Here is a 20389-nt window from a genome sequence, read left to right on the forward strand (position 1 = left end):
CGTCCCCGCGCCTACACGTCCACGTTTGCGGACAGCGAATTGTCCTGGATGAATTCGCGGCGCGGCTCGACGACGTCGCCCATCAGCTTGGTGAAGATGTCGTCGGCCTCGTCGACCTCCTTGACCTTCACCTGGAGAAGCGTGCGCGCCTCGGTGTCGAGCGTGGTTTCCCACAGCTGCTGCGGGTTCATCTCGCCCAGCCCTTTGTAGCGCTGCATCGCGATGCCCTTGCGGCCGGAATCGGTGACCGCCTCGAACAGGTCGACCGGCCCATGGATGACGGTCTGCGTATCGCCGCGGCGGAGCGAGCCCGGCTTGGCATAGGCGTCCTGCAGGCGGGCGGCGTAGTCGTCGAGCTTGCGCGCGTCGGCCGAGGCCAGCAGCGCGTCGTCGATGACCGCCACGTCCTTGACGCCGCGCACAGTGCGCTCGAACGTAAAGCCCTGGCCCTCGACGAAGTGGCCGATCCAGCCGCGCTCGACCTCGTCCGCCAGCACGTCCAGCCGTTTGGCGATGTATTCGGCGGCGGCGTCGGCGGTGGCGATGTCGCGCGTGATGTCCGCGCGCAAGACGCCGGCGATCGCCGCCTGCTCGACGACCTTGCGGTCGTAGCGGCTGTGCAAATTGCGCAGGATGTTGCGCACGAGGCGCGCCTCCTCGACCAGCGCCAGCAGGTCGCGGCCCTTGCGCTCCTCGCCCTCGGCGGTCCTGAACACGCAATCGTCGAGGCCGGTGCCGATCAGATAGTCCTCGAGCGCGCGCTCGTCCTTCAGATACTGCTCGGACTTGCCGCGCGTCACTTTGTAGAGCGGCGGCTGCGCGATGTAGAGATGGCCGCGGTCGATGATCTGGCGCATCTGCCGGTAGAAGAACGTCAAGAGCAGGGTGCGGATGTGGGCGCCGTCGACGTCGGCGTCGGTCATCACGATGATTTTGTGATAGCGCAGCTTGTCGATCGAGAAGTCGTCGCTGATGCCGGTGCCGAGCGCGGTGATCAGGGTGCCGATCTGCTCGCTCGACAGCATCTTGTCGGGACGGACGCGCTCGACATTGAGGATCTTGCCGCGCAGCGGCAGCACCGCCTGGAACTCGCGGTTGCGGCCCTGCTTGGCGCTGCCGCCGGCCGAGTCACCCTCGACGATGAACAGCTCGGACTTGGCCGGATCCTTCTCCTGGCAGTCGGCGAGCTTGCCGGGCAGCGAGGCGATGTTGTTGAGCGGGTTCTTGCGCGTCAGCTCGCGCGCTTTTCGCGCGGCCTCTCGGGCAGCCGCCGCCTGGATCACCTTGCCGACGACGGTCTTGGCCTCCGACGGATGCTCCTCGAACCACGCCGACAGCGCCTCGTTGATGACGTTCTCGACCACGGGACGCACTTCCGAGGACACCAGCTTGTCCTTGGTCTGCGATGAGAATTTCGGATCCGGCACCTTCACCGACAGCACCGCGGTGAGGCCCTCGCGGCAGTCGTCACCGGTCAGCGCGATCTTTTCCTTCTTCGCATTGGCCTCGGCATAGCCGTTGACCTGGCGCGTCAGCGCGCCGCGGAAGCCGGCGAGATGGGTGCCGCCGTCACGCTGCGGGATGTTGTTGGTGAAGCACAGCACGTTCTCATGGTAGCTGTCGTTCCACCACAGCGCCGCCTCGACGGTGATGCCGTTGGCCTCCGAGCGCACCATGATCGGATTGGGAACGATCGCCTTCTTGTTGCGGTCGAGATATTTGACGAACTCCTCGACGCCGCCGGAATAGAACATCTCCTCGCGCTTCTCGACCGCATGCCGCATGTCGGAGAGGATGATGTGGACGCCGGAGTTGAGGAAGGCGAGCTCGCGCAGGCGGTGCTCGAGCGTCGCGTAGTCGTATTCGACGATCTTGAAGGTGTCGGTCGAGGCGAGGAACGTCACCTCGGTGCCGCGCTTGCCTTGCGCCTCGCCGACCACGCTGAGCGGCGCCACGGCGTCGCCATGGGCGAACTCGATCAGGTGCTCCTTGTCGTCGCGCCAGATGCGCAGCTCGAGCTTGCTCGACAGCGCGTTGACCACGGAGACGCCGACGCCGTGCAGACCGCCGGAGACCTTGTAGGAGTTCTGGTCGAACTTTCCGCCGGCGTGCAGCTGGGTCATGATGACCTCGGCGGCCGAGACGCCCTCGCCCTTGTGGATGTCGACCGGAATGCCGCGGCCGTCGTCGCGCACGGTGACCGAATTGTCGGCGTTGAGCACGACCTCGACACGGCTGGCATAACCGGCCAGCGCCTCGTCGATCGCGTTGTCGACGACCTCGTAGACCATGTGATGCAGGCCGGAGCCGTCATCGGTGTCGCCGATATACATGCCCGGGCGCTTGCGCACGGCATCCAGGCCCTTCAACACCCGGATCGATTCTGCGCCGTATTCGTTCGCGGTTGCAGGCTCGTTGTCGGCGATGGTTTGCCGGGCGGGTTCGGTCATGTGAGGCCTTTGAAGGGGTCCCGAAGGGCGATGTCGCGCTGGGGTGCTGGGAGCGCTATTTGTGCCATGAAAGACGAGGCGCGCCTAGCGCAAAAAGGCGTGCCTTAAGATATTGAAGAGATGGGTTTTTTTAACGGTTTTTCAAGCCGTTCGAGGGCCCTCTTCGGGGCGTGCGAAACCCCGATTCGGCACGCCTTTGGCCGGGCCTCGGAAGGGGTGTCGAAAGCGCGCTCCGGGCGGCGTTCCAGCGGCATCAGGCCGCCCGTGGGGGCGGCCTGAGAGTGGCATCTCAATCGCTGCGAGAGAGCGTTCGCAAGCTCAGTAGAGCGGCAGCGGCAGGGCCTGGCCGGTCGGGCCGACCATGAGGCCCCAGGCGTCGCCGGCGCCGAGCTCGATCGTGTCGCTGATCGCTGCGCGGCCGGCGATCTTGATCTCGTAGCGGTACTTGCCCGCCGGCAGATCGAGCAGCGGTCCCTTCGGCGTCTTCGGGCTGCCGGTGCCGGCCGCGATCCTGACCGTCTGCTTGTTGATCGTGAGCACGGCATCGGCCTCGCCGACATTGCCCAGCATGAGCTTGGCCAGTCCCGGCTTCGGCAGGATGTCGGCCTTGGCCGCGGCGTCCGCGTTCTTCTGGACCAGCCTGATCGAGGTCTCGCCTCTGGCGCGGCCGAGCGTCAGCACGGCCGGTCCCTGCGGCGAGTTGAAGGCGAGACGGGCCTTGTCGGCGCCGATCTGTGCCGCCTCGGCCTTCTCCTGCCAGCCAAGCCTGGTCAGCTCGGCGCGGTAGAACGCCAGCACGGCATTGAGATCGGCGGGCACGCTGGCCTCGAGCTCGAGACGCACCGGCGTATCGAAGCCCGGCGGCTTGGAGGTCGCCAGCGAGGTCGCGCTGCGCTCCCTGGGCACCGGCAGCGCGGAGGACGGATCGGCCTCGAGCGGGGCCGCATCCTTGGCCGGCTGCGTCGCAGCCTGGGCGGTGGCCGGCTTGGCGACCGCGATCAGGCCGGTGCCGTCGGCTGTCACGTTCACCTTCGGGCCCATCTGCATGATCGTGAAGCTGACCGACTTGCCCTTCGCCGAGAACTCCAGATGCGCCATGGTCGCGTTGTCGATCACGGTCGGCGCTTCCCTATAGCCGGCCGTCTTCAGGGTCGAGCGGAAGAAGCCGGCGAGTGCCTTCACCGATGAGCTGGACTTGAACTCCAGCCGGCCCTGGCTGCCGTCGAACTCCACCGCCTCGGCGGTCTCGGGCAGCGCGATCGAGGCGGGATTGTCGGCCAGCGCCTTCACCGGCGCATCCGACATGGCGCCGGCCTGCTGCGCGCGGCGGAGCTCGTCGGCGGCGATGACCTGCTTGGCCATCGCGGCGGCGTCCGCCATGAACTTGTCGTCGGCGTCCTTCTTGGCCCTGGCACGCGCGGCGAGCGCCGCCTCGGTGGCGCGCATCGACAGCTCCACCATGGTCAGATCATAGCTGCGCGACAGCTTCAGCGTTCCGGTCTCTTCTGATGAGGTGACCTTGAGCGTCACGTCATCGGGCGTGCCCGGCGCGGCCGCCTCGATCCGGAAGCCGCGCGCCGGCAGCTCGCTTGTGTAGAAGGCGAGCACCGCCGACAATTCGGCGATCACGGCGCCCTTGGCCTGCCGGGTCGGCGAGGTCGCGCTGCCCAAGCTCTGCGACGATTTGGTCGGCTTGGGCATCGGCAGGCCGGCGCGGTCGTCGCCGGCTTCGAGCTGGGCTGGAAGTGCGAATGGCGCGACGCGGATCTCGACCTGGGTCTTACCGTCGGCGCGCCGGGTCAGCGTCAGCATGACAGGATTCTGGCGGCGTGGCCCGTCATTGGTGACGCGGTCGTAGAAGGTACGCACGCCGCTCGGCGTGGTCGCGCCGAGATCGGCATTCGGCCAGCGCGTCGCGGCTTCAGCCGTGAGCGGCTGCCAGCCGATCGCGGTCATTTCCTTGGCGAAAGTCGCCTGCGTCGCCTCGAGCGCCGACGGCACGACGCAGGACAGATAAGGCCGGGTTTCGTCGAACACGATGTCCGCGGCGCCGTCGGGGAACGGCAGATCGGCGTAGATCCGCTGCGGCGAGTAGCTCACCTCGGATAGATCCATTCGGCCACCGCTGCCGGTGAAGGAGACGGAGAGGCCCTGCTTGCCCTTCTTGTAGTTGAGCGTCGTATTGCGCTCCTCGAGCGGACGGACATAGCGCACCCAGCCGTCGGCACTCAGCAGCTGCTGCGTGGCCGCATTCGTTGCGGCCGGCGGCGTCGGCAGACGGTAGATGGCGCGGTAGCGATCGGAGCGCGAGGTATCCTCGACGGCGCCCTCGAGCCGCGGCAGCGCATGCACGTCGACGATGGCGTCATCGGCACGGGCCGTTGCGCAGCTCGCCAGCAGCAACAGCCCGCATGCGAACAGCCGCAGTCGCGGCGCGGCGGTGGCCTGCGGCCTGAGCTTTAACATGACAGATCTCCAGGAATTCGATGGAAGGCGCTTGGCCTGCGGGACGCTGTCGGACGCGGCCGACACCGTCACGCCGTCCAACGACAGCTAGTCGGGTCTGGGAACTGATAGGTTCAATGCCGGAATGAGTTACCGCCGTGCGGTGATGCGGCCGCCTTCGACGTCGAAAATCTCGCCGAGCTCGCGCAGCTCAGCGAAGGCGGCGGGATCGGCGCCCGTGAGCCACACCTGGGCACCGAGCGTGCCGAGCTCGGCGAACAAGGCGGTGCGGCGGCCGGGATCGAGGTGGGCGACGATCTCATCGAGCAGCAGCATCGGCACGATGCCGGTGGTCTCGGCGACCAGCGTCGCATGCGCGAGGATGAGACCGATCAAAAGCGCCTTCTGCTCACCGGTCGAGGCGTCGCGCGCCGGCATGCTCTTCGGCGCGTAGACGACGTGCAGATCGGTGAGATGCGGGCCGTCGAGCGTGCGGCCCGCGGCGGCATCGCGCGCGCGGTTGTCACGCAGCAGCGCGCGATAGCGGTCCTCGACCGCAAGCGCGGGCTCGGTCAGCAGCGCATTCTCCATCCAGCCGTCGAGCGCGATCTCGGCGGACGGGAAGGCCGAAGCCGCGCCACGCTGGCGCAGCATCGCCGCGAGCTTGACCGCGGTCTGGCCGCGGCTCGCCGCCACGGCAACCGCAAGCTCCGCGGTCTCCCGCTCGATCGCGTCACACCAATGGTCGTCGAAATTGCGCACCTCGAGCAGCCGGTTGCGTGAGCGCAACGAACGCTCCAGCGCCGAGACGCGGCTGGAATGCTCGCTGTCGATCGCCAGCACCAGCCGGTCGAAGAACCGCCGCCGCTCGGACGCCGCGCCCATGAACAGCCCGTCCATCGCCGGCGTCAGCCACACCATGCGGATGTGGTCGCCGAATGCGGCCGCGGAGCCGACCGGCTCGCGATCGATGCGGCAGCGCCGCGTCGTGCTGGCGTCGCTGCGCGGCGGCTCGATGCCGGTGCCGAAGGTCGCGAGCCCCAGCGCGCCCTCGATCTCCGCCGAGATCGCCCAGGAGCCGTCGCCCTGGTTGTCGGCGACGTCTTCCAGCGTGGCGCGACGCAGGCCGCGCCCCGGCGCGAAGAACGAGATCGCCTCCAGGCAATTGGTCTTGCCCGCGCCATTGGCCCCGACCAGCGCCACCATGTCCGCCTGCACGCTGACGCTTGCCGCGCGATAGCTGCGGAAATGCGTCAGAGCGAGACGGTTGATGCGGGAGGGGGTCATCGAAAGGAGTTACAAGCCCAGTTCTGTCATTGCCGGGCTTGACCCGGCAATCCATCGTCCGCGTCAGCGGACTATTTCATCATAGAGATCGCGCCAATCCGGATTGTTCCCGACGATCAGATCGATCTTCCATTCGCGCGACCAGTGCTTGATGTTCTTCTCACGCTGCAATGCTCCGGCGGTCGTTTCATGCGCCTCGAAGTAGACCAGCCGCTTGACGCCGTAGCGTTTTGTGAAGCTCTCTGCGTGGTCTTCGCGATGCTCGTAGACTCGTCGAACGAGATCGTTGGTCACGCCGACATAGAGCGTGCCGCCGGGCTTGCTGGCGAGAATGTACACCCAGTAGGCCATGTTTTGAGATGGATGGCCCGGTCAAGCCCGGCCATGACGAGTTTACTTAATTCTCTCGCGAACTGCCTCACACCCGCATCGGCATCAGCACGTACAGCGCGTTCCTGTTGTCGCGGTCCTGGATCAAAGTCGGCGAGCCCGGATCGGCGAGCCTGAGCACCGCGACCTCGCCTTCGATCTGGGCGGCGATGTCGAGCAGATAGCGCGAGTTGAAGCCGATATCGAGCGCGTCGGACGCGTATTCGACCTCGAGCTCTTCCGTCGCGCTGCCGGAGTCCGGATTGGTCACCGACAGCACCAGCTTGCCGGCTGAGAGCGCGAGCTTCACCGCGCGGCCGCGCTCGCTGGAGATGGTGGAGACGCGGTCGACGGCGGCGGCGAAGTCGGCCTTGTCGACGACGAGCTCCTTGTCGTTGTTCTGCGGAATGACGCGGCCGTAATCGGGGAAGGTGCCGTCGATCAGCTTCGAGGTCAGCACCACCTGTCCCAGGGTGAAGCGGATCTTGCCCTGCGACAGCTCGATCTTGATCTCGCTGTCATTGTCCTCGATCAGCCGCTGCACCTCGCCGACGGTCTTGCGCGGCACGATCACGCCGGGCATCTCGGCCGCGCCCGCGGGCTGCGGCAGGTCGACCTGCGCCAGACGGTGGCCGTCGGTGGCGACCGCGCGCAAGGTCGGCTGCTTGGCCGTGCCGCCGGCGTGGAGATAGATGCCGTTGAGATAATACCGCGTCTCCTCGGTGGAGATCGCGAACTGCGTGCGGTCGATCAGGCTCTTGATGTCCTTGGCGGGAACGCCAAACGCGTGCGTCATTTCGCCGGCCGCGAGATCCGGGAAGTCGCTCTCCGGCAGCGTCTGCAGGGTGAACTTGGAGCGGCCGGCGCGGATCGCCAGCACCGCGCGCTCGCCGTCGCTTTCCAGCACGATCTGCGAGCCATCCGGCAGCTTGCGCACGATGTCATAGAACATGTGCGCCGGGACGGTGGTGGAGCCCGCGGTAGCGGTCTCCGCCGCCAGCGTCTCCGTCACTTCGAGATCGAGGTCGGTGGCGCGCAGCGACAGCCGGGCGTTCTCGGCGCGCACCAGCACGTTGCCGAGGATCGGGATCGTGTTCCTCCGCTCGACCACGCGATGGACGTGGCCCAGCGACTTCAGGAGCTGCGCGCGTTCGACGGTTACTTTCATTGCACTACCCGCCCGTTCCCAACTGAGCTTGTCCTGGAATGCCGGCGGGCTGGAACAGCGCCGCGGCCGATGGCACCTCGCGCCCGAACGGCGCTTTTCTCAGCGTCCAGGAGCGTGAAGGGGAGGCGTAAAGTGGCGCGGATAGGGCCCAAGCGCAAGGGAGCGCGGGCCGGATTTCCCATGTTTCGGCAGGCGTTTCCGCGATCCGGCGGCCCCGCTTCGACTGTCCGTCTAAAGGTGGATGGCCGCGGCTGGGGCCGGACCTTCTGTCCGCGCCCCTGGCCGATCGGGCTGGCCGTGCCGTGAGCTAGTCCTGCAGCTGGCGCTTGAGCGACTCGACCTCGTCGTTCAGCGCGACGTCCTTGCCGACCAGCGCCTCGATCTTGCGCACGGCGTGCAGCACGGTGGTGTGGTCGCGTCCGCCGAAGCGGCGGCCGATCTCGGGGAGGGAGCGCAGGGTCAGCGTCTTGGCCAGGTACATCGCCACCTGGCGGGGGCGGACGACGTTGGCGGTGCGGCGCGACGACAAAAGGTCGGAGCGGCTGACATTGTACTGCCGTGCGACGACGCGCTGGATGTCCTCAATCTTGATCCGCTTCGGCTCCTGCGGCCGGACGAGGTCGCGGACCTCGCGCTCGGCCATGTCGAGCGTGACCGGCTGGTTGTTCAGCTTGGAGTGCGCCAGCAGGCGGTTGATGGCGCCTTCGAGGTCGCGGCCGTTATGGGTGATGGAGCGGGCGAGATAGTCGAGCACCGGCTCCGGCACGTCGAAGCTCGCATGATGCGCGCGGGCTGCGGCAACGCGCGACTTGAGAATGCCGAGGCGCAGATCCTCGCCGAGCGTCGCCATCTCGACGACGAGGCCGCCGGCGAGCCGCGAGCGGACGCGGTCATCGAGGCTCTCGAGATCCGACGGCGGCCGGTCGGCGGCGATCACCACCTGGCGGCCGGCGTCGATCAGCGCGTTCAGCGTGTGGCAGAACTCCGCCTGCGTCGACTTGCCCTGCAGGAACTGCAGGTCGTCGATGACGAGCACGTCGATGCCCCGCAGCGCTTCCTTGAAGGCCAGCGCGGTCTGCGATTTCAGCGCCGCAACGAAGCCGTACATGAACTTCTCGGCGGTGAGATACAGCACCTTGCGCTCGCCGCCGGCATTGCCAGCCCAGGTGACGGCCTGCAGCAGATGCGTCTTGCCGAGGCCGACGCCGGCATGAATGTAGAGCGGATTGAACATGACAGGGTCGCCGCGGCGGCCATCGGCCACCTGACGCGCGGCGGCATGCGCCAACGTGTTGGCACGACCGACGACGAAGCTGGCAAAGGTCAGGCGCGGATCGAGCGGCGAGCCGCCGAGGGCGTCGTGGCTGGCTGCGACCGGCGTCATGAGCGGGGCGCGGGTGTCGGCGGCCGGCTTGGCGTCGCTGCGCTCGGGGCGCCGCGCCTCGACCGGCGCAGGCGCTTCCTTGGCGGGGGCCGCGCAACGCATCGCGGTGCGAACCGACAGGTCAATGCGATGAACCTCTGGCATCTCAGCCTGCCACGCCGACAGCACGCGCTCGGCGTAATGCGCCTGGATCCAGCTCTTCAGAAAGCGCGTCGGCACCGACAGATGGACGCTTTCGTCCTGAACGGCTTCGAGGTCCATGCGGGCAAACCAGCTCGTATAGACGTCCTCGCCGACGGTCGAGCGCAGGCGACCCTTCACGCGAGACCAGCGTTCCTGTTCCGAATTTGTCATGGCAGTCGCAACTTTTCGAATTGAGTGGTGGTGTCGTGTGATCGCCGTGCAGATGTCCCGTCGAAGGACGGATCTGCCGGGCGAGACCTCGAGCGGAGGCTCAACTCCAGGCAAAGCTTCGCCATCCGGCGCGCACGCCGTTGGGCAGATCGATGCTGGTCGAGGGTGTTCTCTGCGAGGTCAGCGCATACTCTGATGCGCGAGGAGGGGAGGACCGATGGCGGCGCTGACGGTGTTGACCGCTAAGGTGGCGTGATCCGGAACCAGCTCTTGATGTCTAGCAGCGATGTGTCCGTAAAGCATGCAACCTCCCCGCCTCACCGCGATTGCTCACGGCAAGTTGTCATCTCGCACATGTCCCATAGGCACCTGCGTCCGAACCCCAAGATTCAGCCGCAACGCCGTACATCCCGTCCATTGTCCACTCACTGAGCGCCGCCGTCGTAAGCTTCAGCCGGTCCGAGCGTCGTCGTATTTCTCTTGTTCAAAACGGCGCAACGATGATGTTGTGCCCGAGAAATTTCGACAAAGTTCTTCCGTTCCCCATATTGCTATGGGGTACCATTCCGGCCATCGCTTTTGAAAGCGTCGCCAACGCGCACACCGCCGCCGATTTGCACGTCCGCCCCGTTTCTAAAACCGCGCTGGTCTCAAGATCGTGGGCGCCGCGAGTGGATTTAAGAAATACACGATGCGCCGGGACTCGCAATCCATTTGATAGGTGCACGCCTGACGAGTCTTTGCAGCGCTTGCCGCGCGGTGCTCGGCGTTAAGAAAGCAAGGTTTTGAATCATCGCGAGGAATCTCGGATGTGACAAACAACATGGTCTGCCCAAAATTTCTTCATAATTTTTTTACGTTCCGACCAAGCCTGGCCGCTTTTCCAAACACTTGGTCGCGCTATGCGCTTAAGTCATTTTCGAGCCGATGTTTTTCGCGATTACTTCACGCGGGTAACTCCCGTCGCATCGCGTGCGCGAAGTGAACCGAGGATCGTGCGCTCTTGACAGCGATGCGCATGCTGTCGCGCGCAGATTCGCTGCTGTTTCCGGTGAGACAAAATTGTCACCGCGTAAAATTACGGAACGTCACGTAGGAGTACGGAGCGTGTCAGGCGGGCGCGACACCGGATGTGTTCCGACACGCGCGAAGATCGTGCGGTACTGTGATGTCACCGTGAGATAGAAGCGGAGAGAGCAGCAGCAAGGTGCAAGAGAGTCGCGTCAATGCGACGACAGCGCAACAAGACCAGCGCAAAAAGAAAAGCCCGGCGTGAGCCGGGCTGTTTGCATCTTGGTAGTTCGTCAGTCGATCGGTCGCGTTACTTCGCGGCGAGCTTGGCGATCTGATGGACGAGGCGCGACACTTTGCGGCTGGCGTTGTTCTTGTGAATGATGTTGCGCTGCGCGGCGCGCATCAGCTGCGGCTCGGCATTGGCCATCGCCTTCAGCGCGGCCTCGCGGTCGCCCTTCTTGATCGCGTCCTCGACGGAACGGACGGCACCGCGCATCTGGGTGCGGCGCGACTTGTTGATGATGGTGCGGCGGGCAATCTTGCGCGTCGCCTTCTTCGCGGAGGTCGTGTTGGCCATGCTCTCAAATATCCTTCGACGGCGAGCAGTCGCCGCAATCTGCGGGTACGCGCGCGGCCCGCTTGACGCGGCCCCATCGACGCGGTGGGTTGTTCGGACGCCTCTCTGAGAATGCCATGACCGGAGCGGGTGTGCTCGGCGGATCGGCGCTGCTCAAAGAACAGCGGCGGCGGGATCGCGCCCACCGCCTTTGGCGACCTTATAGGGGCAGGGGGCGCGAGCGTCAACGGTCTCGGAAGCCGCAGGGAGCCGCCAGAGGCCGCGAAGCGAGGTTCTAAGCCCCTGACGAGGTTGAATTTCCAAGGAGCCCCCGCTATGGCCTTGCTGCCCGTCCGGGCGAGCAAAGAGGGCAGGTGAGGCATGATCCGCGGTTTTTTCCGCCTGGTGGGACTGTTGCTGCTGGCCGGAAGCTTCATCTTCCTGGTGTATGACGGGGCGCGCTGGGTGGCCGACCAGGCCCTGCAGTTCACCCGGTTCGGCCAGCTCTGGAACGACGTCCACCAGTCGAGTCAGGCCGCCTTCAAGGCCTGGGTCGAGGCCAAGGCTCCGTTCCTCTGGGAGTGGATCGTCAAGGCCTTCCTGGATCAGCCGGTGTTCGCCGTCCTGGGTCTGGTCGGGATCCTGCTGATGCTGCTGTTCCGTCCGCGCCGGCCGCTGATCGGCTACGGCCGCGACTGATGTGCGCGGCGTAACAGCGCTGCGGTTCCGGGCGTAGAGACCTATATAATTCCAGATTAGAGGTCATCGCGCCGCCGGACCGTTCCGGCGGGCGAATGCCATGCCCGGAGACAGCCGATGTTCTTCATGCGCAAGCCCACCGCCATGCCGAGCGCCGCCGAGGCGCTGCCCGGCCGTGCCCAGCCGATCCCCACGGCCACGAAGCATTTCGTCAACGGCCGCGCGCTGCTGCCGCCCTATCCCGCCGGCCTCGAGCAGGCCGTGTTCGGGCTCGGCTGCTTCTGGGGCGCGGAACGCAAGTTCTGGCAGCTCGGGGATGGCGTCCACGTCACGGCGGTCGGCTATGCCGGCGGCCATACGCCGAACCCGACCTATGAGGAGGTGTGCTCGGGTCTGACCGCGCACACCGAGGTCGTGCTGGTGGTGTTCGATCCCAAGCTCATCTCCTATGAGCGTCTCTTGAAGACGTTCTGGGAGAGTCACGACCCGACCCAGGGCATGCGCCAGGGCAACGATGTCGGCACGCAATATCGCTCGGCGGTCTACACCTTCAGCGAGGCCCAGCGCGAGACGGCCGAGGCCTCGAAGCAGGCCTATGAGCAGGCGTTGCGCGCCAAGGGCCTCGGCGTCATCACCACCGAGATCGCCCCGGCGGGGCCGTTCTACTTCGCCGAGGATTATCACCAGCAGTATCTGGCCAAGAATCCGGCCGGCTATTGCGGCCTCGGCGGCACCGGTGTCGCCTGCCCGATCGGCGTCGGCGTGAACGCGTAGGTCCGCTACATTGGTTGCTTTGGCTTGAACATCAGAGCCCTCTCCCACGCCGCGGGAGAGGGTCTTTTCTTTGGCAGGCTCCGCATCGGTGCACGCTTGCGCGCCTTGCCAACTACACGCGCCAACGGTTTGTTAACCTTAACCGCGCATGACTAGGGCACATCCTCATTCAGGGATTGTTCGAGTGCGCGCGTATTTCCTTCCGGTCATTGCCATCCTTTCCACGGTCCTGCTGTCGGGCTGCATCACGGCGTCCCCCGTCGCCGTCGGCCAGCCGCAGAGCGATCTCGATGCCATGGCCTATGGGACTCCTTCGACCGGCCCGGTTGCCGCCACCGGGCAGGGCGGAGCGATTCCCGCGTTGCGCAACTCGTTCGCCGCCGCCCCGCGTGGCGCCGCTGTCATGCCCGTCGGCTATGCGCCGGCGCGCCATGACTCCGCGTACCATCTCGATGCCGGCGACAAGCTGCGCGTCGTCGTCTACGGCCAGGAGGGTCTGACCAACACCTATGCGATCGATGCGTCCGGCTCGATCACGATGCCGCTGATCGGCAGCGTGCCGGCGCGTGGCCGCACCACCGCCGGCCTTGCCGCCGAGATCACCGCCAAGCTGCGCAACGGCTACATCCGCGAGCCGTCAGTGGCGGTCGAGATCGAGGCCTATCGCCCGTTCTTCATCCTCGGCGAGGTGCAGGCGCCCGGCCAATATCCTTACGTGCCCAACATGACGGTCGAGAGCGCCATCGCCATCGCCGGCGGCTTCTCGCCGCGGGCCCGGCGCGACATCGTGACCTTGACGCACACGGACGCTGCGGGCGCAGCGCGCTACGAGGTCCCGCTCGGGACGTCGCTGAAGCCGGGTGATACGATCCAGGTCGGCGAGCGCTGGTTCTGATCGTCCGGCTGTTGAGACCGATCGCCACGCGATAGCGCGATGCTACATCCGCCGTCATTGCGAGCGAAGCGAAGCAATCCAGGGCTGCGCGCGCGGTCCTGGATTGCTTCGTCGCTTCGCTCCTCGCAATGACGGTGGTGTTGTTCAGCGCAGATGCTGCGCGAAGAACGCGAGGCTGCGCGTCCAGGCCAGATCGGAGCTCGGCTTGTCGTAGCTGGCGCGCTCGTCGCAGCCGAAGCCGTGCTGGGCGCCGGGATAGACGAAGATCTCGACGTCGGGCCGCTTGGCCCTGATCGTCTCCACATCGGCCAGCGGAATGCCGGTGTCCTTCTCGCCGAAATGCAACTGTGTCGGCACGGTCGGCTTGTCCTCCGCAAAGCGGACGATGGCACCGCCGTAATAGCCGACGGCGGCCTTCAGCCCGGTGAGCTTGGTCGCGGCCGCGTAGGCGATGCTGCCGCCGAGACAGAAGCCGATGATGCCGACCGCTCCCACATCCTTCACCGCATCGATCGCGGCCTGGGTGTCGCGCAGCATGGCCGGCCAATCGGGATTGGCGACGAATTTCCGCGCGACGGCGATTTCATCCGGCGAGTAGCCCGAGGTGAAGTCGGGCTCGACGCGATCGAAGATCGCGGGCGCGATCGCGACGTAGCCTTCGGCGGCGAGACGGTCGCAGACGTTGCGGATGTGATGGTTGACGCCGAAGATCTCCTGGATCACCACCAGGGCGCCCTTGGGCGTCGCCGTCGGATCGGCGCGATAGGCGCCGAGCTGAAAGCCGTCCGATGCGGTGAGCTTGATGTCCTGTCCCACGTTCACTCCTTAAACTTGCCGATCCCTGCGAGATCGCGGGCGGCTATCGCCACATCCAATTGGTGCCGTAGTCCTCTTTCCAGCCGGTCAGCCGTCCCTTGCGGAACTTGAGGAACAGGCGGTGATGGTGCGGGACCAGTCCGCTGCCGCCGAGATTGCGCAAGGCGAGAAAGGTCTCGTTGCCGGGCGAGCCATTGAGATAGACCAGCGGCTGCGCCAGCACGCGCGATGTCTCCTCGACATCCATGCCGAAGGCAAGCGGCGACACGTTGGATAACGTCGCTGTGAAAGGAGCATGGCCAGCGACGAACGGCGCGGCCTGGTGGGCTCCGATATCGCCTGCAATCAGCGGGCCAGCAAGCAGCATGGACGGAATAGCCGCGGCGAGAGCGCTTCCGTACGCAGGTATTGTCATCAGCTGAACTCCTTCGCTGGCGGGCGACAGCTTGTATGTCTCTTAGCCCGTGCAGCGCCCTCATCCCAGGGCTTCTGCGCCGCACAACGCAAAATGCCGCTTCATTTCGCACGTGGTCGTTCCAAATCCCGTTGCGTCCCCGCGCCAACACGATCATTCTTTGCATCGGCTGGCATCGAACCGGTGGATGTCAGCATTCGAACAAACCGAACTTCGCCGTAAGCGAAGTCGTAACACCGGGCGGGGAAGAAACCAGATGCCCAATCTCACCATCAACGGGCGGACCATGTCCGTCGACGCGGCGAACGACACGCCGCTGCTATGGGTCATCCGCGAGCAGTTGCAGATGACCGGCACCAAGTTCGGCTGCGGCGCCGGGCTGTGCGGCGCCTGCACCGTGCACGTCAACGGCGAGGCGGTGCGCTCGTGCCAGACCATGGTCGGCGACGTCAAGGACAAGAAGATCACCACCATCGAAGGCCTGTCGCAGAAGGGCGATCATCCGCTGCAGAAGGCGTGGATCGCCGAGCAAGTGCCGCAATGCGGCTACTGCCAGTCCGGCCAGATCATGCAGGCGGCTTCGCTGCTCGCCAAGACGACGAGCCCGACCAAGGAGGAGATCGTCGCGCATATGGACGGCAATCTCTGCCGCTGCATGACCTATTCGCGGATCCAGAAGGCGATCCAGCGCGCGGCATCCGAGATGCGCACCGCCTCGAACCCCAGCGACCGGAGGGCGACATGAACCAGCACGTGAAAGCAGCGCCCACCATGGCCACCGATCTCAGCCGCCGCTCCTTCCTGGTCGGCACCGCCGCGACCGGCCTTGTGCTCGGCTATGCCGGCCTCGCCGATTCCGCGCTCGCCGCGACGACGCCCTCAGCCTTCGAGCCCAGCGTGTGGTACTCGATCGCCCCGGATGGCCTGGTCACCGTGACCTGCGGCAAGGCCGACATGGGCCAGCACATCGCCTCCACGATGGCGCAGATCGTCTGCGAGGAGCTCGGCGCGGCCTGGAAGGACATGCGCGTCCAGCTCGCCTCCAACGATCCGAAGTTCAACGACCCCGTGCTCGGCGCCCAGATCACCGGCGGCAGCTGGAGCACGATGATGAACTTCGACGCCATGAGCCGGGCCGGCGCCGCCGGGCGTATTGCGTTGACGGAGGCTGCCGCGACCGCGATGGGCGTGCCGGCCAAGGAGCTCGTGGTGCGCGACGGCGTCGTGATGCATCCGAAGTCCAAGAAGCAGATGAGCTATGCCGAGATCGTCAAGAGCGGCAAGATCACCAAGAGCTTCACGCCTGACGAGCTGAAGGCGATTACGCTGAAGACCCCCGATCAGTACACGATGATCGGCGTGTCGGTGCCGCAGATCGACATCCCATCGAAGACCAACGGCACGGCGAAATACGGCATCGATACGATGCTGCCGGGGATGGTCTACGGCAAGGTGGTCACGCCGCCGGTGCGCTTCGGCGCCACCGTCAAGTCGGTGGATGACTCGGAGGCCAAGAAGGTCCCCGGATTCATCAAGGCGGTCGTGCTCGACGACAAGACCGGCTCGACCTCGGGATGGGTGGTCGCGGTGGCCTCGACCTTCGCCAACGCCAAGAAGGCGGCGGATGCGCTGAAGATCAGCTACGACAAGGGCCCCTACGCCAATGTCAGCACCGACACCATCATCACCGAGGCGATGCGGCTGCAGGCGCAGGACGATTCCGGGCAGTTCTTCGTCAAGGACGGCGATGCCAATGCGGCGCTGGCTGGCGCGGTCAAGGTGCTGGAGGCGGAGTACACCACCAGCATCAACATCCACGCGCCGATGGAGCCGATGAACGCGACGGCCGAGTTCAAGGGCGACATCCTGCACATCTATTCGGGCAATCAGTTCGCGACCCGCTCCGGCGCAATTGCGGCCGGTGCGGCCGGGATCGATCCCAAGTATGTCGTGATGCACCAGGCCTGGCTCGGCGGCGGCTTCGGCCGCAGGCTCGATGCCGACATGATGGTGCCGGCGGTGCAGGCGGCGAAGGCCGTCGGCAAGCCAGTCAAGGTGATCTACTCCCGCGAGAACGACATGACGATGGACTACTCGCGGCCGCTCACCTACCAGAAGGTCAAGGCGGGGCTCGATGCCAGCGGCAAGCTGATCGCGCTCAGCCATGATGTCGTCTCGGCCTGGCCGACGGCGCGCTGGGGCATCCCTGACTTCCTGTCGCCCTCGGTCGACAAGAAGGGGCCGCTCGACTCGTTCACGGTCAACGGTGCCGACTTCTTCTACACCGTGCCCAACCACCATGTGCGCGCGATCAAGAACGAGCTCGCGCATAATGCGACGCCGTCCGGGCAGCTCCGCTCGGTGGCGCCGGGTTGGACGTTCTGGGCGGTCGAGAGCATGATCGACGAGATCGCGGCGGCGGCCGGCCAGGACCCGGCGCAGTTCCGCATCGCGCTGCTCGACGGCAAGGGCAAGAACGATGGCGGCGCGCAGCGGCTGCGCAACACGCTGCTCGCGGCGATGGGCCTGTCCGGCTACGGCGCGAAGAAGCTGCCGAAGGGCGAGGGCATGGGCGTCGCCTGCGTGTCGTCGCAGGAGCGGGCGACCGCGAGCTGGACGGCGTGCGTCGCCCATGTCGCGGTGGCCGATAGCGGCGCGGTCACGGTGAAGAAGCTCACCGTGGCGACCGACGTCGGCACCCAGGTGCATCCCGACAACATCCGCGCCCAGGTCGAGGGCGCGGCGCTGTGGGGACTGTCGCTGGCGATGTACGAGAAGGCGACGATGAAGGATGGCGGCATCGAGCAGACCAACTTCGACAGCTACACGCCGCTGCGGATGAGCCAGGTGCCGGAGGTCGCGATCGCCGTGATCGCCAATGGCGAGAAGGCGACCGGCGTCGGCGAGCCCGCGGTGACGGTGGTCGCGCCGGCGCTCGGCAACGCCATCTACAATGCCTGCGGCGCGCGGCTGCGTTCGCTGCCGATCACCGCGCAGGCGGTGAAGGCGGCGATGAAGGCCTGACGCCAACCTGCCTCCAACAAAGACTGGACCGCCGGAGAGATCCTCTCCGGCGGTTTTCATTTGGTCCGGGCAGGCTCCCAGCGTCACACAATTTGAACGATCATCTTAACCCTTCGCTCACCCGAACGCAGACAGCTTGAACGTTCCGATTAATCCGCGTCGAACCCGTATCTGAGTAACTTGCCAGGGCAGCAAACCGCAGGGGCGAGCACGTATGAGCGCGACAGCCAAGCAGACCGTGACCCAGACCGCGACCAGGCGTCATCTCCTGCTCGCGTCCGATCGCGGCGACCAGAGCAGCGAGCTGGCGCGCATCCTGCGCTCCGTCGGCGACGTCGACCTGATGCCGACCACCGAGATTCCCGAGAACCCCGGCAACCGCTTCTCCGGCGTCATCGTCGACATCAACCTGCGCTCGCCCGAAAGCGTGCAGCGGGTGCGCAAGAAGCTGTCGTCGCGCGCCTACAGCGACGTGCCGCGGCTGTTCGTGCTGGCCGAGGCGCTGCACCACGCCACAATGCAGGCCTGGGCGCTGGGCGCGACCGACACCATCGCGCGCCCGTTCAGCGCCGCCGACGTGCTGCAGCGGGTCCGTTCGGCGCTGCCGGCCGACGACGGCTATGACGAGACCGATCGCGGCAAGCTGCTCAACCGGGGCATCGAGGCCGCGCAGGCCGTGATGGCCAAGATCTTCGAGAAGCTGCCGGAGGGCATCCCGCTGACGATGGAGGACATCGTCGCGGCCGAGAACAAGATCCTCAAGGCGATCAAGCATTCGTCCTTGCGCGAGTGGATGACCGTGGTCGGCTGCCACCACAACGACACCTATCGGCACTGCCTGTTCGTGACCGGCCTTGCGGTCGGGTTCTCGATCCATCTCGGCATGCGCGAGGACGACCAGCGCCGGCTGGTCCGCGCGTCGCTGCTGCACGACGTCGGCAAGGCCTTCATCCCGGTCGCGGTTCTGGACAAGCAGGGCAAGCTGACCGCCGAGGAGATCGCGCTGCTGCGCCAGCATCCGCGCCGCGGCTACGAGGCGCTGTCGCGGCAGGGCGGCTTCCCGCCCGAGATGCTCGACGTGATCCTGCATCACCACGAATTTCTCGACGGCTCCGGCTATCCGGACGCGCTGCACAGCGAGCAGATCAGCGACATCGTGCGCCTGACCACGATCGTCGACATCTATGCCGCGTTGATCGAGAACCGCGCCTACCGGCCGGCCTTCACCCATGCGCGTGCGTTCCAGATCATGGAGAACATGGGCTCGAAGCTCGACCAGCAGCTGCTGCAGGCGTTCCGCCCGGTCGCGATGGGCGCGCATTGAGACGCACGCGCTGAGACGGCGGCTAGCTGCTGGACGCAAGTGCCTGCCCGCGCGGGCGCACTATCCTACCCGCACTCGACGGAGCAGGCGGGGGGATCGGCATGAGCGCGGGGCTGGCTGACGAGGTCATTCCGGGACATATCGCGGCCACGCTGGTCGATCCGGCCTGCTACGCCGACCACCGCATCCATGACGCCTATCGCTGGCTGCGCGCCAACAATCCGCTCGGGCGGGCCGAACTCGAGACCTTCGATCCGTTCTGGGTGGTGACCCGGCACGCCGACATTCTCAACATCAGCCGGCAGAACGACCTGTTCCACAACGCCGACCGCGCCACGACCCTGACCAACAGAGCGGTGCTGGAGCGCGTCCACAGGATCACCGGCCAGCCGAACCTGGTGCGCTCGCTAGTGCAGATGGATGCGCCGGATCATCCGAAGTATCGCGCGCTGACGCAGGGCTGGTTCATGCCCGCCAACATCGCCAAGTTCGAGCCGCGGATCCGCGAGATCGCGCGGGCGACCGTCGACCGCATGGCGGCGAAAGCTGCGGCCAATGGCGGCGCCTGCGATTTCGTCGCAGACGTCGCGCTCGGCTATCCCTTGCACGTGATCATGGAGATCCTCGGCGTGCCCGAGAAAGACGAGCCGCGCATGCTCAAGCTGACGCAGGAGCTGTTCGGTCCGCAGGATCCCGACACGGCGCGGGTGCGCGAGGCGCTGTCGGCGGAGGTGTTCGCGGCGATGCTGCAGGCGGTGGTCGCCGATTTCGCCGCCTACTTCGAGCGCATCACGGCGGACCGCCGGGCCCATCCGCGCGACGACCTCGCGACCGTCATTGCGAATGCACGGATCAATGGCGATGAGATGCCGCTGCACGATCGCACCAGCTACTACATGATCGTCGCCACCGCAGGTCACGACACAACGTCGTCGTCGACAGCCGGTGCAATCTGGGCGCTCGCGCAAGATCCCGCGCAGTTCGCGCGCGTGAAGGCCGATCCCGAGCTGATACCGGGACTCGTCGACGAGGCCATTCGCTGGATGACGCCGGTCAAGCACTTCATGCGCAGCGCCACCGCTGACACCGAGCTCGGCGGCCGCCGGATCGCGAAGGGCGACTGGCTGATGCTGTGTTACGCCTCGGGCAATCGCGACGAGGCCGTGTTCGACGACCCCGATACGTTCCGCAGCGACCGCAAGCCGAACCGCCATGTCGCGTTCGGCTACGGCGCGCATCTGTGTCTCGGCCAGCACCTCGCCAAGCTCGAGATGCGCATCCTGTTCGAGGAGCTGCTGCCGCGCCTGGCGTCGCTGTCGCTCGACGGCCCGGTGAAAATGACGCAGGCGACGTTCGTGAACGGGCCGACGACGCTGCCGGTGCGCGTGACGATGCGCTGAGCGCCGCCGCCCGCA

16 protein-coding genes are annotated in these 20389 nt (G+C 66.1%); 7 read left to right on the forward strand and 9 right to left on the reverse strand.

From position 1 onward, the window contains the following. Positions 1–11: 11 nt before the first annotated feature. From gyrB to rpsT, 7 genes are all read right to left on the reverse strand, one after another. The gene (gene gyrB / locus BRAO375_RS32595; protein ID WP_009031699.1) at positions 12–2450 is read right to left on the reverse strand and encodes a DNA topoisomerase (ATP-hydrolyzing) subunit B; all 2439 of its coding nucleotides are present in this window, start codon (positions 2448–2450) and stop codon (positions 12–14) included. A gap of 318 nt (positions 2451–2768) precedes the next feature. Then, positions 2769–4916: a hypothetical protein gene (locus BRAO375_RS32600; protein WP_009031700.1), complete on the reverse strand. Its 2148-nt coding sequence runs from the start codon at positions 4914–4916 to the stop codon at positions 2769–2771. A gap of 129 nt (positions 4917–5045) precedes the next feature. Then, positions 5046–6182 (reverse strand): DNA replication/repair protein RecF, encoded by a 1137-nt coding sequence (recF, locus tag BRAO375_RS32605; protein WP_009031701.1) that lies wholly within the window; start codon positions 6180–6182, stop codon positions 5046–5048. Positions 6183–6245: 63 nt separating this feature from the next. After that, positions 6246–6533: a GIY-YIG nuclease family protein gene (locus BRAO375_RS32610; protein WP_009031702.1), complete on the reverse strand. Its 288-nt coding sequence runs from the start codon at positions 6531–6533 to the stop codon at positions 6246–6248. A gap of 67 nt (positions 6534–6600) precedes the next feature. Next, entirely contained in the window at positions 6601–7719 is a 1119-nt protein-coding gene (gene dnaN, locus BRAO375_RS32615; RefSeq protein ID WP_009031703.1) for a DNA polymerase III subunit beta, read from the reverse strand. A 307-nt stretch (positions 7720–8026) separates the two neighbouring features. After that, positions 8027–9457, reverse strand: coding sequence for a chromosomal replication initiator protein DnaA (gene dnaA, locus BRAO375_RS32620; protein ID WP_009031704.1), 1431 nt, complete (start codon positions 9455–9457; stop codon positions 8027–8029). A gap of 1321 nt (positions 9458–10778) precedes the next feature. Beyond that, positions 10779–11048, reverse strand: a complete 270-nt coding sequence (gene rpsT, locus BRAO375_RS32625) for a 30S ribosomal protein S20 (protein WP_009031705.1) — start codon at positions 11046–11048, stop codon at positions 10779–10781. Between the two features lie 360 nt (positions 11049–11408). On the opposite strand from rpsT, the gene BRAO375_RS32630 reads away from it, so the two are divergent. From BRAO375_RS32630 to BRAO375_RS32640, 3 genes are all read left to right on the forward strand, one after another. Next, the gene (locus BRAO375_RS32630) at positions 11409–11726 is read left to right on the forward strand and encodes a hypothetical protein (protein ID WP_009031706.1); all 318 of its coding nucleotides are present in this window, start codon (positions 11409–11411) and stop codon (positions 11724–11726) included. Positions 11727–11843: 117 nt separating this feature from the next. Continuing rightward, a complete protein-coding gene (gene msrA, locus BRAO375_RS32635) occupies positions 11844–12500 on the forward strand; it encodes a peptide-methionine (S)-S-oxide reductase MsrA (protein WP_009031707.1) in 657 nt (218 codons plus the stop codon). A 184-nt stretch (positions 12501–12684) separates the two neighbouring features. Further along, positions 12685–13395 carry a polysaccharide biosynthesis/export family protein gene (locus BRAO375_RS32640; RefSeq protein ID WP_009031708.1) on the forward strand — a complete coding sequence of 237 codons (711 nt, stop codon included), beginning with the start codon at positions 12685–12687 and terminating at the stop codon, positions 13393–13395. A 144-nt stretch (positions 13396–13539) separates the two neighbouring features. Here BRAO375_RS32640 and BRAO375_RS32645 read toward each other — a convergent pair whose 3' ends face one another. Next, positions 13540–14211, reverse strand: a complete 672-nt coding sequence (locus BRAO375_RS32645) for a dienelactone hydrolase family protein (protein ID WP_009031709.1) — start codon at positions 14209–14211, stop codon at positions 13540–13542. Positions 14212–14254: 43 nt separating this feature from the next. Continuing rightward, a complete protein-coding gene (locus BRAO375_RS32650; RefSeq protein WP_009031710.1) occupies positions 14255–14578 on the reverse strand; it encodes a hypothetical protein in 324 nt (107 codons plus the stop codon). Between the two features lie 304 nt (positions 14579–14882). Between BRAO375_RS32650 and BRAO375_RS32655 the strand changes: the two genes are divergently transcribed. The 4 genes from BRAO375_RS32655 to BRAO375_RS32670 all read left to right on the forward strand — a co-directional run bounded on the left by BRAO375_RS32655 (position 14883) and on the right by BRAO375_RS32670 (position 20374). Continuing rightward, positions 14883–15371 carry a (2Fe-2S)-binding protein gene (locus BRAO375_RS32655; RefSeq protein WP_009031711.1) on the forward strand — a complete coding sequence of 163 codons (489 nt, stop codon included), beginning with the start codon at positions 14883–14885 and terminating at the stop codon, positions 15369–15371. Continuing rightward, positions 15368–17650 carry a xanthine dehydrogenase family protein molybdopterin-binding subunit gene (locus BRAO375_RS32660; protein WP_009031713.1) on the forward strand — a complete coding sequence of 761 codons (2283 nt, stop codon included), beginning with the start codon at positions 15368–15370 and terminating at the stop codon, positions 17648–17650. Before BRAO375_RS32655 ends, BRAO375_RS32660 begins: the two co-directional genes overlap by 4 nt. A gap of 214 nt (positions 17651–17864) precedes the next feature. Continuing rightward, a complete protein-coding gene (locus tag BRAO375_RS32665; RefSeq protein WP_009031714.1) occupies positions 17865–18974 on the forward strand; it encodes an HD-GYP domain-containing protein in 1110 nt (369 codons plus the stop codon). A 101-nt stretch (positions 18975–19075) separates the two neighbouring features. Then, positions 19076–20374 (forward strand): cytochrome P450, encoded by a 1299-nt coding sequence (locus BRAO375_RS32670; RefSeq protein ID WP_009031715.1) that lies wholly within the window; start codon positions 19076–19078, stop codon positions 20372–20374. Positions 20375–20389 lie beyond the last annotated feature (15 nt).

This window comes from Bradyrhizobium sp. ORS 375 (genome assembly GCF_000239775.1).
Taxonomy (GTDB): Bacteria; Pseudomonadota; Alphaproteobacteria; order Rhizobiales; family Xanthobacteraceae; genus Bradyrhizobium.